This window comes from Zavarzinia sp. CC-PAN008 (assembly GCF_051903925.1).
Taxonomy (GTDB): domain Bacteria; phylum Pseudomonadota; class Alphaproteobacteria; order Zavarziniales; family Zavarziniaceae.
The window spans coordinates 3,713,092-3,729,321 of record NZ_CP173678.1 but is presented as its reverse complement, the minus strand read 5'-3'; the positions used below and the strand labels follow the sequence as shown (position 1 = coordinate 3,729,321).

The window sequence follows — 16,230 nt, the reverse complement described above, 5'->3', positions numbered from 1 at the left end:
AAACAGCGGCGTCGGGTCCGGCCGGGCATACGACATGTCCATTGTCAGGCTCCCACGACACGCCAGCACCACGCCGCTCGCCGCCAGGGCCCGCCGATCAGGCCCAGGATACGCGGTTGCCCGACTGACGGGTCACGCGGCCGGCCAACTCGAACTCCAGCAAAATGGTCAAGACGATGGGGAGTGTCAAACCGGAGTGTTCCACGATGGTGTCCACGCTGACCGGCGTCGGGCCCAGAAGCTCCGCAATCCGCGCCTGGCCGCCATCGGCGTCGAAGGCCTCGTCCGGCGCCTGGCGCAGCTCCTCCAGCAGCCGCGCATGGCGGGGCAGGGGCCCGATGCGGGTCTGGGCCAGCGCCCCCACCACCTCCATCACATCGGCTGCATGGCGGGTCAGCGTCGCCCCCTCGCGGATCAGGCCATTGGTCCCCTCGCAGCGCGGGTCGAGCGGGGAGCCGGGCACGGCCAGCACTTCCCGCCCTGCGTCGAGGGCCAGCCGCGCCGTGCCAAGGGAGCCGGAGCGGGCCGCCGCCTCCACCACCACCACGCCCAGGGACAGGCCGGCGATGATGCGGTTGCGGCGCGGAAAGTGGCGCGCCATCGGGCGGTTGCCCGGCGGCATCTCGGCCAGCAGCACGCCCTCCTCCGCGATCTGTTCCTGAAGCTGGGCGTTCTCGGGCGGAAAGACCGTGTCGATACCCCCGGCTATGACGGCGATCGTGCCACCCGCCAGGCTGCCCCGGTGGGCGGCGGTGTCGATGCCGCGGGCAAGGCCAGAGGCGATGACCAGACCCGCCTGGGCCAGGTCCGCCGCCATCCGCTCCGCCAGACGAAGGCCGGCGGCGGAGGCGTTGCGGGCGCCCACGATCGCGACGGTGGGACGGGCCAGGAGCTCGGCCCGGCCGCGCAGCGACAGCACCGGGGGTGCCGATTCCAGGCTGGCCAGGGCCGCCGGATACTCGGCGTCGCCCTGGATCAGCAGGCGCGCCCCGGCCCGCTCGTTGGCCTCCATCTCGGCCTGCGCTGCGGCGACCGGGGGCACCGCCGGGGCCTCGCGCCGGCCGCCGCGCCGGGCGAGGCCGGGAAGCGCCGCGAGCGCCGCGGACGGGGTGCGGTAGCGCGCCAGCAATTGGCGGAAGGCGACGGGTCCAACGCCCGGCGTGCGAATCAGGCGCAGCGCGTCCTGCCGCTGCAGCTGCCTGCGCGCATCGTCCTGGATCACCTGTGCTTGCGCTGCCGGCACGCCGACCGTCCTGTTGTAGGGTTCCCCGACAGTCGCAGTGTTCGATTTTTGTTCGGGGTCGTCAAGGTCGGCGGGTGGGAATCATCAACCCAGGGTGGCGTCGACCGGGTGCTTCGCATAGAAGACGGTCACCTCGTCGTCGATCTCATAGGTCAGGGGCGTGTGGGCCGGGAACCACAGCACGTCGCCGACCTCGCCCTGGTAGGTGACACCCCCGGACACGACGCGCATGGCCCCCTTCAGGATCACCACGAACTCGTCGAAGGGCAGCGCCCAGCTGGCCGTCTGCCGGCCATAGATGACGATCCCCCCGCCCATGGAGCGGCTGATCTCCGGCCCCACCAGGCGGGCAATGCGTGCCTCGCCCCGCAAGGGGTCGGCCGGATCACCGATATAGGGTTCGAAATGTCGCTCGGACGCCTTGAAGCAGCGGATTCCGGTGGCGGTCGGGGTAGGGTTGGTCATGAGCGAGACAATGGCCCAATCGCCCGCCTGGGCCAAGGTACGGTCCGCGGCGCAAGGCCTGTTCGGGGTGGAGGAAGGGACCTCCTACGGCACCCCCGCCCTGCGTGCCGGAAAGGCCTTCCTGGCCCGCCTGCGGGAGGACGGCACGACGCTGGCCGCCAAGGTGGGCTTTGCCGAGCGCGACCTTTACCTGGCGGCAGAGCCGGACGTGTTCTTCACGACGCCGCATTATGAGGGCTATCCCATGGTCCTGGTGCGCCTGGACGTGGTGGAGCCCCAGACCCTGCGCGCCGTCCTGATCGCCGCATGGCGTGCCCAGGCCCCCCGCCGCCTGGTCAAGGCGTGGGAGGCGGGGGGTTAGACGGCGTCGACGGACCCGGTGGCGCGATGCGTGGCCCGCTACTCGAACAGGCGGTGGCCGACAGGGTCCAGGAAGAGGAAGCCGTAAGGCGGGAGCACGCGGCGTGACCCGGCCGCCGTCACGGTCTGGGCCTTGTCCGTCAGGTTGAAGGCGGCAAGCACGGTCTGCGCACCTTCGGTCCGCTCGATCAGCAGCGTGCCGTCCACGCTGTCCAGGAAGCGGATGCTGCCCGTTACCAGGGCAGGGACGCTATGGCGCCAGGCCAGCAGGCGGCGGGCGAAGCTCAAGGTCGACGCGGGATCGCGTTCCTGCTGGTCGACGGCCAGGCCGCGGTGGCGCGGCTCCACCGGCAGCCAGGGCTGGGCCTCGCCGTCGCTGAAGCCGGCATGGCGCGCCTCGGCCGCCCAGGGCATGGGCGTGCGGCAGCCGTCCCGTCCCTTCCATTCCGGCCAGTTGCGGATGCCGTCGGGGTCACGCAGGCGACCGAAGGGGACGCGGGCCTCTGGCAGGCCCAGTTCCTCACCCTGGTAGAGGAACAGCGTGCCGCGCAGCGTGACCAGGAGGGCCAGGATCAGGGCGTGGAACGCCGCCGGCGGCTCCGCCCCGCCCCAGCGCGTGGCGACGCGCGCGACGTCATGGTTGCCGAACGACCAGGACGGCCAGACATCCTCGCCGGCCAGTTTCTCGACGACGTCCCGGATATGGGCGGCGTCGAACGTGTCCTTCAGGAAGATGAAGCTGTAGGCGGTGTGGATCGGGCCGGACGTGTACTCGCGCATGCGTTCGACCGCCTCGTGGCTGCCGATCTCGGCCACCGCGAAGGTGCCGGGCCACTGTTCCATCAACGCGCGCAGCCGCCTCAGGAAGTCCAGGGTCTGTGGCCTGGACCGGTTGTAGATCTGCTCCTGCAGGTCGACCGCCTTGACCGGTGTCGCCACCTTGCGCGGCGGGTTCGAGCGCAGGTCCCGGTCGTGGAAATAGAAGTTCGCCGCATCCAGGCGGAACCCGTCGATCCCATGGTTCAGCCAGAAGCGGGCCACATCGAAGACCGCCGCCTCCACCTCCGGGTTCCACAGGTTGAGGTCGGGCTGCTCGCGCAGGAAATTGTGCAGGTAGTACTGCCGCCGCCGGGTGTCCCATTCCCAGGCCATGCCGCCGAACATGGACAGCCAGTTGTTGGGCGGGCTGCCATCCGGCCGCGGGTCCGCCCAGACATACCAGTCGGCCTTCGGGTTGGTGCGGCTGCCCCGGCTTTCCTGGAACCAGGGATGGCGGTCGGACGTGTGGGAATAGACCTGGTCGATGATGACCTTCAGCCCCAGGCCGTGGGCCCGGGCGACCAGCCGCTCGAAATCGCGGATCGTGCCGAAGCGCGGATCGACCCCGCAGAAGTCCGAGATGTCGTAGCCGAAGTCCCGCATGGGCGAGGTGAAGAACGGCGACAGCCACACCCCGTCGACATTGAGCGAGGCGATATAGGGCAGCTTGGCCGTCACCCCTGCCAGATCGCCTATGCCGTCCCCGTTCGAGTCGCGAAAACTCCAGGGATAGACCTGGTAGATCACCGCCCCCCGCCACCACGTCAGCGCCGGGTCGGGGGCGGACGGGGTTTCCGGTTCGGTCTTGCGGGGATTTCGTGCGGGCATGGATCGAGTTCCGGGGACAGCACTGCCGCATTGAATGCGCCGACGGACCTAGGACACGCCCAGCCGAAACGCAAGATGCGCGTGCCCCATCGTGTCAGGCGAGGGCGGCGCGATAGTGCTCGGCCATGTCCCTGCTGAAGCAGGCAAAGATCACCTGCCGCAACGACTCAGCCTGGACCAGGCCTTCCCGCACGGCGGCGATCGCAATCCTCGTCGCCCGGTCCACCGGAAAGCGGTAGACGCCCGTGGAGATCGCGGGAAATGCAACGGAGCCAATGCCGTGCCGGCCGGCAAGCGCCAGGGACTCGCGGTAGCACGACGCAAGCAGCGCGTCCTCGCTGTGCGCCCCACCTTGCCAGACCGGTCCCACCGTGTGGATGACGTAGCGGGCTTTCAGGCGGTGCCCGCCGGTGATCCTTGCCTGTCCAGTCTTGCAGCCGTTCAGCGTGCGGCATTCCTGGAGAAGCCCTGGTCCGGCCGCGCGATGAATGGCCCCGTCGACACCGCCGCCGCCCAGCAGGCTTGTATTCGCAGCGTTCACGATGGCGTCGACATCGAGACCCGTGATGTCGCCTTCGAAGACTTCCAGCCGGGCCGTCATCGGTTGCCGTCCGTCAGGCCGGGGGGGCCTTGTGGCGGGCGCCGAACTTCGGTTCGGTGCCGGACAGCAGGCGGCGGATGTTGCCGTGGTGCATGGACCAGATCAGGGCGGCACCAAAGGCGGCCAGCGCCACGATGGCAGGCCCGTCCAGGAAGTACGCCGCGATCGGCCCCGCCAGCGCCGCCGTCAGCGAGGCGACGGACGAGATGCGGAAGATGGCCGCCATCACGGCCCAGGCGGCGCAGCAGGCAAGGCCTACGGGGAAGGCGATGGCCAGCATCGTGCCCAGGAACGTGGCGACCGCCTTGCCCCCCTTGAAGCCGAGCCAGACGGGAAAGCAATGGCCGAAGCAGGCGGCCCCGCCGGCAACCGCTGCCGCATCGCGCGACAGCAGGGCCCAGAACAGGCCGACCGCGATCGCCCCCTTGCCCGAATCCAGGATCAGGACGGCAAAGGCCAGCGGCTTGTTCCCCGTGCGCAGGGCATTGGAGAAGCCGATGTTGCCGGAGCCGATCTTGCGGATGTCGCCCAGGCCGGCCGCCCGGGTCAGCACCAGGCCGAATGGGACGGAGCCCAGGAAATAGCCGCCAACCAGCGCCAGGACCAGGTCCAGGATCATCGCCTCAGCCCCCGAACACGGTGCGGCCGGCCACGACAGTGCGCCGCACACGGCCCTGGATCGGCCGCCCATCATAGGGCGAATTCTTGGACTTGGAGCGCAGCTTCTCGGCCCGGATGATCCAGGGAGCCTCGGGGTCAAAGACGAAGAAGTCGGCCTTCGCCCCGGCCTTCAGCACGCCGCGATTGAGCCCCAGCAGACGCGCCGGGTTGATCGTCATGCGGGCCAGCAGGTCAAGCAGCGACAGGTAGCCGTTCAGGTGCAGTTCAAGCGCGATCGGCAGCATCGTCTCCAGCCCGATCACGCCTGAAGCGGCCTGGGCGAAGGGTTGGCGCTTGCTTTCCTGGTCCTGGGGATCGTGGCTGGACGAGATCACGTCGATCGTCCCGTCCCGCAGCCCTTCCACGATCGCCAGCCGGTCCGCCTCTGCCCGCAGCGGTGGGGAGGTCTTGGCAAAGGTGCGATACTCCGCGACCGCGGTCTCGTTCAGCGCGAAATGGTGGGGGGACACGCCGCAGGTGACCGCCAGGCCGCGTTCCTTGGCCCCGCGGATGACCTCCAGGCTGTCGGCGCAGCTGACCTGGGCGACGTGGTAGCGCGCACCCGTCAGGGCGACCAGGCGCACGTCGCGTTCGATCTGGATTGCCTCAGCCGCGGCCGGGATCCCGGGCAGGCCCAGGCGGGTTGCCACCTCGCCCTCGTTCATGGCGCCGGTGGAGAGGCGCGGCTCCTCCGCATGCTGCACGACGAGCATGCCAAAGCCGGTGGCGTAGGACAGCGCCCGGCGCAGGACCAGGGCATCCGCCACGGCGTGCCGGCCATCGGTGAAGGCGACGGCGCCCGCCGCCTTCAGCAGCCCCATCTCGGCCATCTCCTTGCCGGCCAGGCCCTTTGTGATGCCGGCCATGGCATGCACCCGCACGTCCGAGGTCACCCGGGCGCGGCGTTCGACATAGTCGACCAGGGCGGGCTCGTCGATCGGCGGCTCGGTGTTCGGCATCATGATCATGGTCGTGATGCCGCCGGCCGCGGCCGCCTTGCTCGCGCTCTCGATCGTCTCCATGTGCTCGGCGCCGGGCTCGCCGATGAATACGCGCATGTCGATCAGGCCGGGCGCCAGGCAGTCGCCGCCGCAGTCGATCACCGCGACATCGGCGGGAATGCCGTCGGCGAACAGGCGCGGCCCGGCGTCCAGGATCTCGCCCCCTTGCGTCAGCAGAGCGCCTGGTGCGTCCAGCCGCGTGGCGGGATCCAGCAGCCGCGCGTTGACATAGGCGATGCGGCGGCCGTCGGCCGGTGCGGGCGCGGTCACGGCGACACCCCGCCCACGTCCTGCAGGTTGCGGGTCAGGACGTCGAGGCAGGCCATGCGGACCGCGACGCCCATCTCGACCTGCTCCCGGATGACGCTGCGGTTGATGTCGTCGGCGACCACGCTGTCGATCTCCACGCCGCGGTTCATTGGGCCAGGATGCATGATGAGGGCATTGGGCTTGGCCGCTTCCAGCTTGGCCTGGTCCAGGCCCCAGAAGTGGAAATACTCCCGCAAGGAAGGCACGAAGCCACCCTGCATCCGCTCTGTCTGCAGGCGCAGCATCATGACGATGTCGGCATCGCGCAGGCCTTCGCGCATGTCGTGAAAGACGCTGACGCCCAGGCGGTCCACGAACTTGGGTATCAGCGTGGGCGGTGCCACGACGCGGACCTGTGCGCCCGTGGCCAGCAGCAGGTGGATGTTCGAGCGCGCGACCCGGCTGTGCAAAATGTCGCCGCAGATCGCCACGATCAGGTTGTCCAGCCGGCCCAGGCGGCGGCGGATGGTCAAGGCGTCCAGCAGGGCCTGCGTCGGGTGTTCATGGGCGCCGTCGCCCGCATTGATGACGGCGCAATCGACCTTCTGCGACAGGAGTTCGACCGCGCCCGAATCGCCGTGCCGCACCACCAGAACGTCGGGGTGCATGGCATTGAGGGTGAGGGCGGTGTCGAGCAGCGTCTCGCCCTTCTGCACGGCCGAGCGGGCGACGGCCATGTTGATGACGTCCGCGCCCAGGCGCTTGCCCGCCAGTTCGAACGAGGTCGAGGTGCGGGTCGATGTTTCGAAGAACAGGTTGATCTGGGTCCGGCCGCGCATCACGGCGCGCTTCTTGTCGACCTGACGGCTCAGCTCGACATAGGTTTCGGACAGGTCCAGCAGCCCTGCGATGGTCTGGGCCGACAGGCCCTCGATCCCGAGCAGGTGGCGGTGCGGATAGGGTGAGGGGGCGGGGGGCGCTGGGTCAGGCATCAAAGCCGGACGTATAGGCTTGGACCCCGCCCGCATCAAGGGCCGTGCGTCCGCCCGCGCCCCGAACAGGGCGCGGGCGGTTGCTCATAGCGGCTTTTCGGAGGGACGGGTCGACAGCGCGAAGAGGATCTGCGCCTTGCGTTCGTCCTTGGGCACGCCCAGGCCCTCGGCATACAGCACGCCCAGGTTGTACTGCGCCATGTTGAAGCCCTGGTCGGCCGAGCGCTGGTACCAGCGCGCGGCCTCCAGATAGTCCTGCTTCACGCCGTTGCCGTTGTCGAACATCGTGCCCAGGTCGAACTGGGCAAAGGCATGGCCCTGCTCGGCCGCATAGCTGTACCAGGCCAGCGCCTGCTCGTAATCCTGCGGCACCAGGATGCCGTCGCGATAGACGGTGCCAAGCGTGAACGTGCACTCGACGAAACCGTTCTCGCTCAACTGCTTCAACTGCTCGATGTATTCGGGATACAGGCCCCGCTTGTAGAGGTCGTCCGCCTCGCCACAGGCATAGGCCGGCGCCTGGGTCTGCAATATGCCCAGGCCGAGTATCATGCCCCAGAGCCACCGACGCATCCGCGACCCTCCCCGCGTGTCGTTTATCGACAAAAGTCTGCGGGAAGAGGATCGGGAAAACAATGTTCGACATCACAGGATGGCGCCGTTCAGGACCAGCCCGAATGGATAGGTCGAACGATGTTCAAGACAGTCCCGACCGGTCTCAGACCAGGCCCAGCTGCTCGCGCCGCGACCAGCGATGCAGCATCAGGCAGGCCAGCACCATGATCGCCCCGGCCAGGCCGATCCAGATGCCAAAGCCGTCCAGCCCCGCCCACAGGCCGAGGGCCGCGGCAGCGGGGAAGCCCAGGCCCCAATAGCCGATGCCGGTCAGCACCATCGGCACGCGCGTGTCCTTCAGGCCGCGCAGGGCACCGGCCGCCACCACCTGGGCCCCGTCGCCCAGCTGGAACAGGGCGGCGAGCGCCAGGAAGCCCGTGGCAATGCGTGCCGCCTCCCAGGTTGCGGGGTCCGACAGGTCCAGGAACAGCCCGATCAGCAGCACCGGCGCCAGCCACAGGACCAGGCCCATCGATCCCATGAACACGGCGCTGATCCCTTGTGCCGTCCAGCCCGCCAGGCCCACGCCGGCCCGGTCACGCCGCCCCGCGGCAATGCCGACCCGCACTGTCGCCGCCTGGGCGATGCCCAGGGGCACCATGAAGGTCAGGCTGGCTACCTGCATCACGATGGCGTGCGCCGCCACGCTGGCCGTGCTGATCGTGCCCATCAGCAGGCCGGCGCCGCCGAACACGCAGGTTTCCATCAGCATGGCAGCACTCATCGGCAGGCCGATGCGGATCAGTTCGCCCAGGCGGGCCCAGTCCGCGCGCCACCAGCGGCCCAGGATCGCATGCCGCCGGAACCGCCGCTCGACCAGCACGAAGCCAAGCAGCATCAGGAAGCTCAGCCAATTGGCGCTGGCCCCGGCAATGCCGGCCCCCAGGATGCCCAGGCGCGGCAGGCCAAAGGCGCCGAAGACCAGGCCATAGCAGATGAAGGCGTTGAGAATCAGCGCGATGATCGAGATCACCATGGCCGCCTTGGGCCGCTCCCGCACCGCGAGGAGCGAGCGCAGGACCATGAACCCCCAGGCCGGGGGCAGGGCCCAGGCATAGCCCATCAGGTACAGCCCGGCATCGGCAGCCAGCTTCGGCTGCTGCCCGGCCAGCAGCAGGAATGCCTCGGCCTGGGACAGCAGCAGGATGGTGGGGACGCCCAGCAGGGCGCACAGCCAAAGCCCCTTGCGCACCGTGCGCCGCAGTTCGCGCAAGGTATGGCGCCGCGCCCCCACGGCCTGCGCCATCATGGGCGCCGTCGCCGCCGCCAGGCCGAAGCCCAGGGCGAAGAAGGCATGCGCGACCATGGCGCCCAGGGAACCGGCGGCCAGCGCGTCGGGGTGCATGTGGCCCAGGATCACCAGTTCGGTCGTGGCGATCAGCAGCTGCCCCAGGTTGGTCAGCATCAGTGGCCACGCCAGTGCCAGCATGGCCCGGATCTCTGGCCGCCAGGCGGCTGGCGCAGGGGTCATGACGGCGGAGGTGCTCATTTACGCAGGACCTGGAACCGGAGGGGCCGCGGATCATAGCGACAGCCGGTCGCACCCGCCACCGCCGAGCCCCACGATTTTCTGCCCCCGGATCTGTCGGCCCGCGCCATGCCGCGCCGTCCTTGAGACGCGACCACGATGAAACGGAGACGCATGATGAGCAGCACGGGCGAACGCGACCTGGTCCTGACCCGCATCCTCAAGGCGCCGGTGGCAAGTCTTTGGCGCTGCTGGACGGAGCCGGCGCTGCTGGAGCAATGGTTCTGCCCCAAGCCGTGGCAAGTGACCGACGCCGTGCTGGACGTGCGGGCAGGCGGCACCAATGCCTTCACCATGCGGGGGCCGGAGGGGGAGGTGATGCCCAATTCGGGCGTCTACCTTGAGGTTGTGCCGGAACGCAGGCTGGTGGTGACGGATGCCTATTCGGTCGGCTGGGTGCCCTCGGAAAAGCCGTTCTTCACTGGCATCATCACGTTCGAGGACCTGGGCGACGGCACCACGCGCTATGTCGCCACCGCGCGCCACTGGACGGTGGAGGATTGCCGCAACCACGAGGCGATGGGCTTCCACGACGGCTGGGGCATCTGCGCCGACCAGTTGGAGGCCCTGGCCCAGACCCTGTGAGGGCGTCGGGGCGGCGGCCTCATCCGAGCCCTCGCCCCAATAACCTGAAGGAGGGGCTTGATCGACGTCCCAGACCCGCTCAGCGGGGCTGGCGGCCCATCGCATAGAACTCGCCGTTGGGCCGCATGGAGGTCAGGTTGGCCATGCGGTTGCTGAGCGCGAAGAAGGCGGCGATGGCACCGATGTCCCAGATGGCCTCGTCATCGAAGCCATGGGCGTGGAGTGCCTCGAAGTCTGCATCGCCAACGGCTTGCGCTTCCCTCGACACCTTGAGCGCGAAGGCCAGCATCGCTTTCTGCCGATCCGTCAGGTCGGCCTTGCGGTAATTGACGGCGACCTGGTCGGCGATCAGCGGGTTCTTCGCGCGGATTCTCAGGATGGCGCCGTGGGCCACCACGCAGTACTGGCATTCGTTGGCGGCGGAGGTGGCCACGACGATCATCTCGCGCTCGGCCTTGGTCAGGGGGCCGTCCTTCTCCATCAGCGCGTCATGGTAGTCGAAGAACGCCCGCGCCTCGGCCGGCCTGTGAGCCAGCGCCAGGAAGACGTTGGGAATGAAGCCGGATTTTTCCTGGACCGCCAGGATGCGGGTGCGCAGGTCCTCTGGCAGGTCGAGGACGTCGGGCACGGGGAAACGGCTGATCGGCGTCATCTAGGTCTCCACTATGGCGACGACCTGATCCTCGGTCACCGCGTCGCCCTCGACCACCAGGATCTGGATCAGCGTGCCGGCCCGCGGGGTGGGCACCGGAATCTCCATCTTCATGGATTCCAGGATCAGGATCGTGTCGTCCTCGCCCAGGCTCGCACCCGGCGCCGCTTCGATCTTCCAGACCTTTCCGGCCACCTCGGACCGGACCTTGATGCTGGCCATCAGGATGTCTCCTCCGCGACCAGCACGCCGTCGCGCACGACCCGGAAGAAGCAGGACCGGGCGCCGGTATGGCAGGCCGGACCTTTCTGGCTGACCTGCATCAGGATCGTATCGCCGTCGCAGTCCAGGCGCAGTTCGCGCAGGTGCTGCTCGTGCCCCGACGTATCGCCCTTGCGCCACAATTCCTGGCGCGAGCGGGACCAGTAGACGACGCGGCCCGTCGCCAGCGTCAGCCGCAGCGATTCGGCGTTCATCCAGGCCATCATCAGGACGGCGCCATCGTCCGCGTCCTGGGCGATGGCGGGGACCAGGCCATCGGCGTCGTAGCGGACCTGGGAGAGGATCGATTCATAGGTGTCGGACATGGCATCACGCTGGGATGGCGGCGGCGCGGGCGAATCCTGCGTCCAGGTCGGCGATCAGGTCCTCGACCGCCTCCAGCCCGGCATGGAAGCGCAGCAGGGGGCCGGCCGACTGCCAGGGCACGACGCTGCGCTGCCCCTCGGGATGGGCGGGAATGACCAGGCTCTCGAAGCCGCCCCAGGAATAGCCCATGCCGAAATAGCGCAGGCCGTCGAGCAGGGCGGCCAGGGCGGCATGCGGCAGGGGCTTCAGTTCGCAGCCGAACAGGCCGCACGCCCCGGTGAAGTCGCGCGCCCACAGGGCATGGCCGGGATCATCGGACAGGGCAGGGTGCAGGACGCGCGCCACTTCCGGCCGGGCGGCCAGCCATTGGGCCAGCGCGATGCCGGTCGCCTGGTGCTGGCGCATGCGCACGTCCAGGGTGCGGATGCCGCGGGTGCCGAGATAGAGGTCGTCGGGGCCCGCGGCCAGGCCCAGGTCGCCCGCCATGTCGCGGATCGCGGGGAAGGTCGCCTCGTCCGCCACGATCACGCCCAGCATCGCGTCGGAGTGACCGACCAGGTACTTCGTCGCCGCCTGGAGGGAGACGGCGCAGCCCAGCGTCAGCGGCTTCAGCACCAGTCCGGCGCCCCAGGTATTGTCGATCACGGGCACCGCACCGGCCGCCCGCGCGGCCGCGGCGATGGCCGGCACGTCCTGGACTTCGAAGGTGAGGGAGCCTGGACTTTCCATGTAGACGACGCGTGTGTTCGGCCGGATCAGCGCAGCGATCCCGGCGCCGATGCGCGGGTCATAGTAGGTCGTCTCCACCCCGAAGCGCTTCAGCAGGCCGTTGCACAGGATCCGGGTGGGGCCATAGACGCTGTCGGCAACCAGGACATGGTCGCCCGCCTGGACAAAGGCCAGCAGCGCCACGCTGATGGCGCTGACGCCGGACGGCACGGCGACGGCATCGTGGCCGCGCTCCAGCGCCGTCACGGCATCGGTGAACGCCCAGGACGTCGGCGTGCCGCGCCGGCCATAGCGCATCCGCCGGCCCTGCATCCTGGGGATGTTCTCGATCGCCTCCAGGTTCGGGAAGAGCACGGTCGACACGTGATAGACGGGTGTGTTGACCGCCCCGCCATGGGCCTGGGGATCGCGCCCGGCATGCACCGCCAGGGTTGCATCGCGGCCGCCATGGGGGGCGGGACCGGCTGCGGGTGAACCCGGCTTCGACGTCGAGGAATCGCTCATGGGGGCCGCGCCGTGACAGGAAGGTCTGCCTGATTACCGCATGCCCGGGCCTGGCGGAACCGCCCAAGCGCGGAGGCCGTCGCTTGCGCTGCAGGAATGGCCAGTATTCATGCACCGTGCCCAGACTTGTCGCAGGCCGCTCAATCGGCAAGCAGGCTTGCGGACGCGACCTTCTGGCGGGCCGGGAAAGACCCGTATCGCCCTGCTCGTGTTGAGGGGATTGCCTTGACGCCCCGCGCTTGCCTCATGCTACGGTTTGATTGCGATGCGGCAGGCATCGCCGGGCCGGGGGGTCCGGTTCAAGACAGGGAGATTGCCAATGACCTTGGTCCGCTTTACCGCGGCCGTTGCCGGGACTTTCCTGGCCGCCGGCGCCGTGCAGGCCGCGACGCTCGACGACGTCAAGGCAAAGGGTTTCGTCCAATGCGGTGTCAGCCAGGGCCTGCCCGGGTTCTCCAACCCGGACGAGAGCGGCAACTGGTCCGGCCTTGACGTCGACGTGTGCCGGGCCGTGGCGGCGGCCATCTTCGGCGATGCGAGCAAGGTGAAGTACACGTCGCTTTCGGCCAAGGACCGCTTTACCGCGCTGCAGTCGGGTGAGATCGACATCCTCAGCCGCAATTCGACCTGGACGCTGGGCCGCGACACGTCGCTGGGCCTCGATTTCGTGGCGGTCAACTATTATGACGGCCAGGGCTTCATCGTGAAGGCCGAGCTGGGCGTGAAGAGCGCCATGGAACTGGCCGGCGCCAGCGTCTGCACCGAGACGGGCACGACGACCGAGCTCAACCTCGCCGACTTCTTCCGCACCAACAACCTGGAATACAAGCCCGTCGTCTTCGCCAAGAACGACGAAGCCGTGCAGGCCTTCGCCGAAGGGCGCTGCGACGCCTATACCACCGACCAGTCGGGCCTCTATGCCAATCGGCTGAAGCTGGCCGATCCCGCGAGCGCCATCGTCCTGCCCGAGATCATCTCCAAGGAGCCGCTGGGCCCGGCCGTGCGCCATGGCGACAGCCAGTGGGGCGACGTCGTGCGCTGGTCCTACTACGCCATGGTCGGCGCCGAGGAATACGGCGTGACGTCGGCCAATGTCGACGAGATGAAGTCCAGCACCAACCCCGAGATCAAGCGCCTGCTGGGTGTCGAGGGTGAACTGGGCGCGGGCCTGGGCCTGCCCAATGACTGGGCCTATCACATCATTAAGAACGTCGGTAATTACGGCGAAAGCTTCGACCGCAACGTGGGCGAAGGCTCGCCGCTGAAGATCGCCCGCGGGGTCAACGGGCAGTGGAACAAGGGCGGCCTGCAATACGCTCCGCCGTTCCGTTGATCGGCCGCTGACGCATTCAGACCGACGCGGATGCTGTCTGCCCGTCCGGTTCGATGAACCAGTCCGGACCGCATCCCGTCCCACTTACAGACAGCCCCCCGCCGCCCAAGGCGGGGGGTGACCCGGCGGCGCCCAGCCCATCCTGCGGTACGGGGCCCCAAACAGATGGTGCCCCTTCATGACCGACCAGACGGCCGGCCGGGCGCCAGCAATTCCCTTCTGGCGCGACCCGACCATCCGCTCCCTGATCATTCAGGCGGTGCTGCTGGTCGTCGTGCTGGGGACCGGCTGGATCCTGTTCAAGACCGCCACCGACAACATGGCCAAGCAGGGCATCGCCTCCGGCTTTGCCTTCCTGGATCGCCATGCCGGCTTCGACATTTCGATGTCGATGATCGACTACCCGCAGAATGCCTCCTATGGGCGGGCGCTGCTGGTTGGCCTGGTCAATACCCTGCTGGTGTCGGCGATCGGCATCGTGGTGGCGACGGTGATCGGCTTCCTGGTCGGCATTGCCCGCCTGTCGTCCAACTGGCTCGTGGCCCAGATGGCCACCGTCTATGTCGAGACGCTGCGCAACACGCCGCTGCTGCTGCAGATCCTGTTCTGGTACTTCGCGGTGCTGCGCTCGCTGCCAGGCATCCGGCAGAGCGTCGAATTGCTGCCGGGCGTCCTGATCAACAATCGCGGCCTCTATGTGCCGCGGATCGAGCAATTGCCCGGCTTTGACGCGATCTGGATCGCGGGCCTGGTGGCCCTGGTCGCGGCCTTTGCGATCGGACGCTGGGCCCGGGCGCGGCAGTTGCGCACCGGCCAGCCCTTCCCGTCGTTCTGGGTGGGCCTTGGCCTGGTGGTCGGCCTGCCCCTGCTGGCCGGGCTGGCGATGGGCGTGCCGCTGAACCTGTCCCCGCCGGAAATCCCCGGGCCGGGGCAGGGCTTCAACATCGTGGGCGGCTTCGTCCTGCTGCCGGAGCTTGTGGCCCTTGTCGTGGCGCTCAGCCTCTACACCGCCTCGTTCATCGCGGAGGTGGTGCGCGGCGGCATCCTGTCGGTCAGTCGCGGCCAGACGGAGGCCGCGCAGGCGCTGGGCCTGACCCGTGGCCAGACGATGCGCCTGGTCGTGGTGCCCCAGGCCATGCGGGTCGTCGTGCCGCCGCTGACCTCGCAATACCTGAACCTGGTCAAGAACTCGTCGCTGGCGACAGCGATCGCCTATCCCGACCTGGTTCAGGTCTTTGCCGGGACGGTGCTGAACCAGACCGGCCAGGCGGTCGAGGTGATCGCAGTCACCATGGCGATCTACCTGTCGCTCAGCCTGATCATCTCGGCCGCGATGAACTGGTACAACGCCCGCATCAAGCTGGTGGAACGATGAGCATGGACGATGTCGGCGTCCCCCGGCTGCCGCTTCATACTCGGGGCATCACCTGGACGCGCCAGAACCTGTTCTCGTCGTGGAGCAATACCCTCCTGACGGTCCTGGCGATCTATCTGCTGTGGCTCACCATCCCGCCGATGCTGAACTGGCTGATCTTCGACAGCGTCGTGTCGGGGACTGACAAGTCGGCCTGCCAGGGGGCGGAAGGCGCCTGCTGGACCTTCGTCAAGATGAACCTGGGCCAGTTCATCTATGGCTTCTATCCCGTGGACGAGCGCTGGCGCGTCGACCTTGCCGTGTTCGCCCCGGTTGCCGTGCTCGTGATCCTGGCCTTTGGCTGGAAGTGGTACGTGCGGCAGATCATGGTCTATCTGCTGTTCGTGCACTGGCTCGTTGCCTTCATCCTGCTGCAGGGCGGGATGCTGGGGCTGCCCCTGGTCGAGACGGCGCAGTGGGGCGGCTTGATGCTGACCCTGATCGTGTCGATGGTGGGCATCGTCGCGTCGCTGCCGCTGGGCGTCATCCTGGCACTTGGCCGGCGCTCGGACATGCCGGCGGTGCGCGCCGTCTGCGTGGTCTTCATCGAGGTCGTGCGCGGTGTGCCCCTGATCACCGTGCTGTTCATGGCCTCGTTCATGCTGCCGCTGTTCATGCCGGACGGCATCACCATCAACAAGCTGTTGCGCGCGCTGATCGGCGTCGCCCTGTTCGCGGCCGCCTACATGGCGGAAACGATCCGTGGCGGCCTGCAGGCCATTCCAAAGGGGCAGTTCGAAGCCGCCCACGCGCTGGGCCTGACCTATTGGCAGGGCATGCGCCTGATCATCCTGCCGCAGGCGCTGAAGCTGGTGATCCCCGGCATCGTCAACGCCTTCATCAGCCTGCTCAAGGATACGACGCTGGTGTCGATCATCGGCCTGTTCGACCTGCTGGGCCGGGTCCAGGCCGCCGCTTCCAACCCGGCCTGGCTGGGTTTCACGACCGAGGGCTATGCCTTTGCGGCCCTGGTCTTCTGGGCCATGTGCTTCGGCATGTCCCGCTACAGCCTGGCGCTCGAGCGCAAGCTCGACACCGGCCACCGACGCAAATAGGCAGACACC

General features: G+C 68.4%; 18 protein-coding genes. 5 read left to right on the top strand and 13 right to left on the bottom strand.

Annotation, left to right across the window (positions count from 1 at the left end):
* Window positions 1–97: 97 nt before the first annotated feature.
* Entirely contained in the window at window positions 98–1,243 is a 1,146-nt protein-coding gene (gene dprA, locus ACI6GS_RS17470; RefSeq protein ID WP_439814737.1) for a DNA-processing protein DprA, read from the bottom strand.
* Between the two features lie 84 nt (window positions 1,244–1,327).
* Complete coding sequence (locus ACI6GS_RS17465; protein WP_439814736.1) at window positions 1,328–1,708, bottom strand: cupin domain-containing protein; 381 nt, start codon at window positions 1,706–1,708, stop codon at window positions 1,328–1,330.
* Between ACI6GS_RS17465 and ACI6GS_RS17460 the strand changes: the two genes are divergently transcribed.
* Window positions 1,707–2,069, top strand: a complete 363-nt coding sequence (locus ACI6GS_RS17460) for an MmcQ/YjbR family DNA-binding protein (protein WP_439814735.1) — start codon at window positions 1,707–1,709, stop codon at window positions 2,067–2,069. The genes ACI6GS_RS17465 and ACI6GS_RS17460 overlap by 2 nt on opposite strands.
* 38 nt (window positions 2,070–2,107) lie before the next feature.
* On the opposite strand, the gene ACI6GS_RS17455 is transcribed toward ACI6GS_RS17460, so the two are convergent.
* From ACI6GS_RS17455 to ACI6GS_RS17425, 7 genes are all read right to left on the bottom strand, one after another.
* Complete coding sequence (locus ACI6GS_RS17455) at window positions 2,108–3,715, bottom strand: alpha-glucosidase (RefSeq protein WP_439814734.1); 1,608 nt, start codon at window positions 3,713–3,715, stop codon at window positions 2,108–2,110.
* 94 nt (window positions 3,716–3,809) lie between these two features.
* Window positions 3,810–4,316, bottom strand: coding sequence for an O-acetyl-ADP-ribose deacetylase (locus ACI6GS_RS17450; RefSeq protein ID WP_439814733.1), 507 nt, complete (start codon window positions 4,314–4,316; stop codon window positions 3,810–3,812).
* Between the two features lie 13 nt (window positions 4,317–4,329).
* On the bottom strand, window positions 4,330–4,935 hold the full coding sequence (plsY, locus tag ACI6GS_RS17445) for a glycerol-3-phosphate 1-O-acyltransferase PlsY (protein ID WP_439814732.1): 606 nt from the start codon (window positions 4,933–4,935) through the stop codon (window positions 4,330–4,332).
* Window positions 4,936–4,939: 4 nt separating this feature from the next.
* Window positions 4,940–6,247, bottom strand: coding sequence for a dihydroorotase (pyrC, locus tag ACI6GS_RS17440; protein WP_439814731.1), 1,308 nt, complete (start codon window positions 6,245–6,247; stop codon window positions 4,940–4,942).
* A complete protein-coding gene (locus ACI6GS_RS17435) occupies window positions 6,244–7,218 on the bottom strand; it encodes an aspartate carbamoyltransferase catalytic subunit (RefSeq protein ID WP_439814730.1) in 975 nt (324 codons plus the stop codon). Before ACI6GS_RS17435 ends, pyrC begins: the two co-directional genes overlap by 4 nt.
* Window positions 7,219–7,302: 84 nt before the next feature.
* Window positions 7,303–7,791, bottom strand: a complete 489-nt coding sequence (locus tag ACI6GS_RS17430) for a tetratricopeptide repeat protein (protein WP_439814729.1) — start codon at window positions 7,789–7,791, stop codon at window positions 7,303–7,305.
* 145 nt (window positions 7,792–7,936) lie between these two features.
* Window positions 7,937–9,322, bottom strand: a complete 1,386-nt coding sequence (locus tag ACI6GS_RS17425) for an MATE family efflux transporter (RefSeq protein ID WP_439814728.1) — start codon at window positions 9,320–9,322, stop codon at window positions 7,937–7,939.
* Window positions 9,323–9,475: 153 nt separating this feature from the next.
* Between ACI6GS_RS17425 and ACI6GS_RS17420 the strand changes: the two genes are divergently transcribed.
* Window positions 9,476–9,946, top strand: a complete 471-nt coding sequence (locus ACI6GS_RS17420; protein WP_439814727.1) for an SRPBCC family protein — start codon at window positions 9,476–9,478, stop codon at window positions 9,944–9,946.
* Window positions 9,947–10,025: 79 nt separating this feature from the next.
* Here the strand turns inward: ACI6GS_RS17420 and ACI6GS_RS17415 are convergent, their stop codons facing one another.
* The 4 genes from ACI6GS_RS17415 to metC are packed head-to-tail and all read right to left on the bottom strand — an operon-like array spanning window position 10,026 to window position 12,419.
* Window positions 10,026–10,598 carry a peroxidase-related enzyme gene (locus ACI6GS_RS17415; RefSeq protein ID WP_439814726.1) on the bottom strand — a complete coding sequence of 191 codons (573 nt, stop codon included), beginning with the start codon at window positions 10,596–10,598 and terminating at the stop codon, window positions 10,026–10,028.
* A complete protein-coding gene (locus ACI6GS_RS17410) occupies window positions 10,599–10,820 on the bottom strand; it encodes an acetyl-CoA carboxylase biotin carboxyl carrier protein subunit (protein WP_439814725.1) in 222 nt (73 codons plus the stop codon).
* Window positions 10,820–11,185 (bottom strand): phosphoribosyl-AMP cyclohydrolase, encoded by a 366-nt coding sequence (hisI, locus tag ACI6GS_RS17405; protein WP_439814724.1) that lies wholly within the window; start codon window positions 11,183–11,185, stop codon window positions 10,820–10,822. The genes ACI6GS_RS17410 and hisI overlap by 1 nt, the downstream gene beginning before the upstream one ends.
* A gap of 4 nt (window positions 11,186–11,189) precedes the next feature.
* Window positions 11,190–12,419 (bottom strand): cystathionine beta-lyase, encoded by a 1,230-nt coding sequence (gene metC, locus ACI6GS_RS17400; protein ID WP_439814723.1) that lies wholly within the window; start codon window positions 12,417–12,419, stop codon window positions 11,190–11,192.
* 319 nt (window positions 12,420–12,738) lie between these two features.
* Between metC and ACI6GS_RS17395 the strand changes: the two genes are divergently transcribed.
* The 3 genes from ACI6GS_RS17395 (at window position 12,739) to ACI6GS_RS17385 (ending at window position 16,221) form a co-directional block, all read left to right on the top strand.
* Window positions 12,739–13,752, top strand: a complete 1,014-nt coding sequence (locus tag ACI6GS_RS17395; RefSeq protein WP_439814722.1) for an amino acid ABC transporter substrate-binding protein — start codon at window positions 12,739–12,741, stop codon at window positions 13,750–13,752.
* 178 nt (window positions 13,753–13,930) lie between these two features.
* Window positions 13,931–15,127 (top strand): amino acid ABC transporter permease, encoded by a 1,197-nt coding sequence (locus ACI6GS_RS17390; RefSeq protein ID WP_439814721.1) that lies wholly within the window; start codon window positions 13,931–13,933, stop codon window positions 15,125–15,127.
* Window positions 15,124–16,221 (top strand): amino acid ABC transporter permease, encoded by a 1,098-nt coding sequence (locus ACI6GS_RS17385; RefSeq protein ID WP_439814720.1) that lies wholly within the window; start codon window positions 15,124–15,126, stop codon window positions 16,219–16,221. Before ACI6GS_RS17390 ends, ACI6GS_RS17385 begins: the two co-directional genes overlap by 4 nt.
* Window positions 16,222–16,230 lie beyond the last annotated feature (9 nt).

Coding starts and splice junctions, on each gene's coding strand:
- ACI6GS_RS17455 (WP_439814734.1), bottom strand. CDS start 3,715: ATGCCCGCACGAAATCCCCGCAAGACCGAACCGGAAACCCCGTCCGCC.
- plsY (WP_439814732.1), bottom strand. CDS start 4,935: ATGATCCTGGACCTGGTCCTGGCGCTGGTTGGCGGCTATTTCCTGGGC.
- ACI6GS_RS17430 (WP_439814729.1), bottom strand. CDS start 7,791: ATGCGTCGGTGGCTCTGGGGCATGATACTCGGCCTGGGCATATTGCAG.
- ACI6GS_RS17395 (WP_439814722.1), top strand. CDS start 12,739: ATGACCTTGGTCCGCTTTACCGCGGCCGTTGCCGGGACTTTCCTGGCC.
- hisI (WP_439814724.1), bottom strand. CDS start 11,185: ATGTCCGACACCTATGAATCGATCCTCTCCCAGGTCCGCTACGACGCC.
- ACI6GS_RS17460 (WP_439814735.1), top strand. CDS start 1,707: ATGAGCGAGACAATGGCCCAATCGCCCGCCTGGGCCAAGGTACGGTCC.
- ACI6GS_RS17390 (WP_439814721.1), top strand. CDS start 13,931: ATGACCGACCAGACGGCCGGCCGGGCGCCAGCAATTCCCTTCTGGCGC.
- ACI6GS_RS17385 (WP_439814720.1), top strand. CDS start 15,124: ATGAGCATGGACGATGTCGGCGTCCCCCGGCTGCCGCTTCATACTCGG.
- metC (WP_439814723.1), bottom strand. CDS start 12,419: ATGAGCGATTCCTCGACGTCGAAGCCGGGTTCACCCGCAGCCGGTCCC.
- ACI6GS_RS17415 (WP_439814726.1), bottom strand. CDS start 10,598: ATGACGCCGATCAGCCGTTTCCCCGTGCCCGACGTCCTCGACCTGCCA.
- ACI6GS_RS17450 (WP_439814733.1), bottom strand. CDS start 4,316: ATGACGGCCCGGCTGGAAGTCTTCGAAGGCGACATCACGGGTCTCGAT.
- ACI6GS_RS17410 (WP_439814725.1), bottom strand. CDS start 10,820: ATGGCCAGCATCAAGGTCCGGTCCGAGGTGGCCGGAAAGGTCTGGAAG.
- ACI6GS_RS17420 (WP_439814727.1), top strand. CDS start 9,476: ATGATGAGCAGCACGGGCGAACGCGACCTGGTCCTGACCCGCATCCTC.
- ACI6GS_RS17465 (WP_439814736.1), bottom strand. CDS start 1,708: ATGACCAACCCTACCCCGACCGCCACCGGAATCCGCTGCTTCAAGGCG.
- ACI6GS_RS17435 (WP_439814730.1), bottom strand. CDS start 7,218: ATGCCTGACCCAGCGCCCCCCGCCCCCTCACCCTATCCGCACCGCCAC.
- ACI6GS_RS17425 (WP_439814728.1), bottom strand. CDS start 9,322: ATGAGCACCTCCGCCGTCATGACCCCTGCGCCAGCCGCCTGGCGGCCA.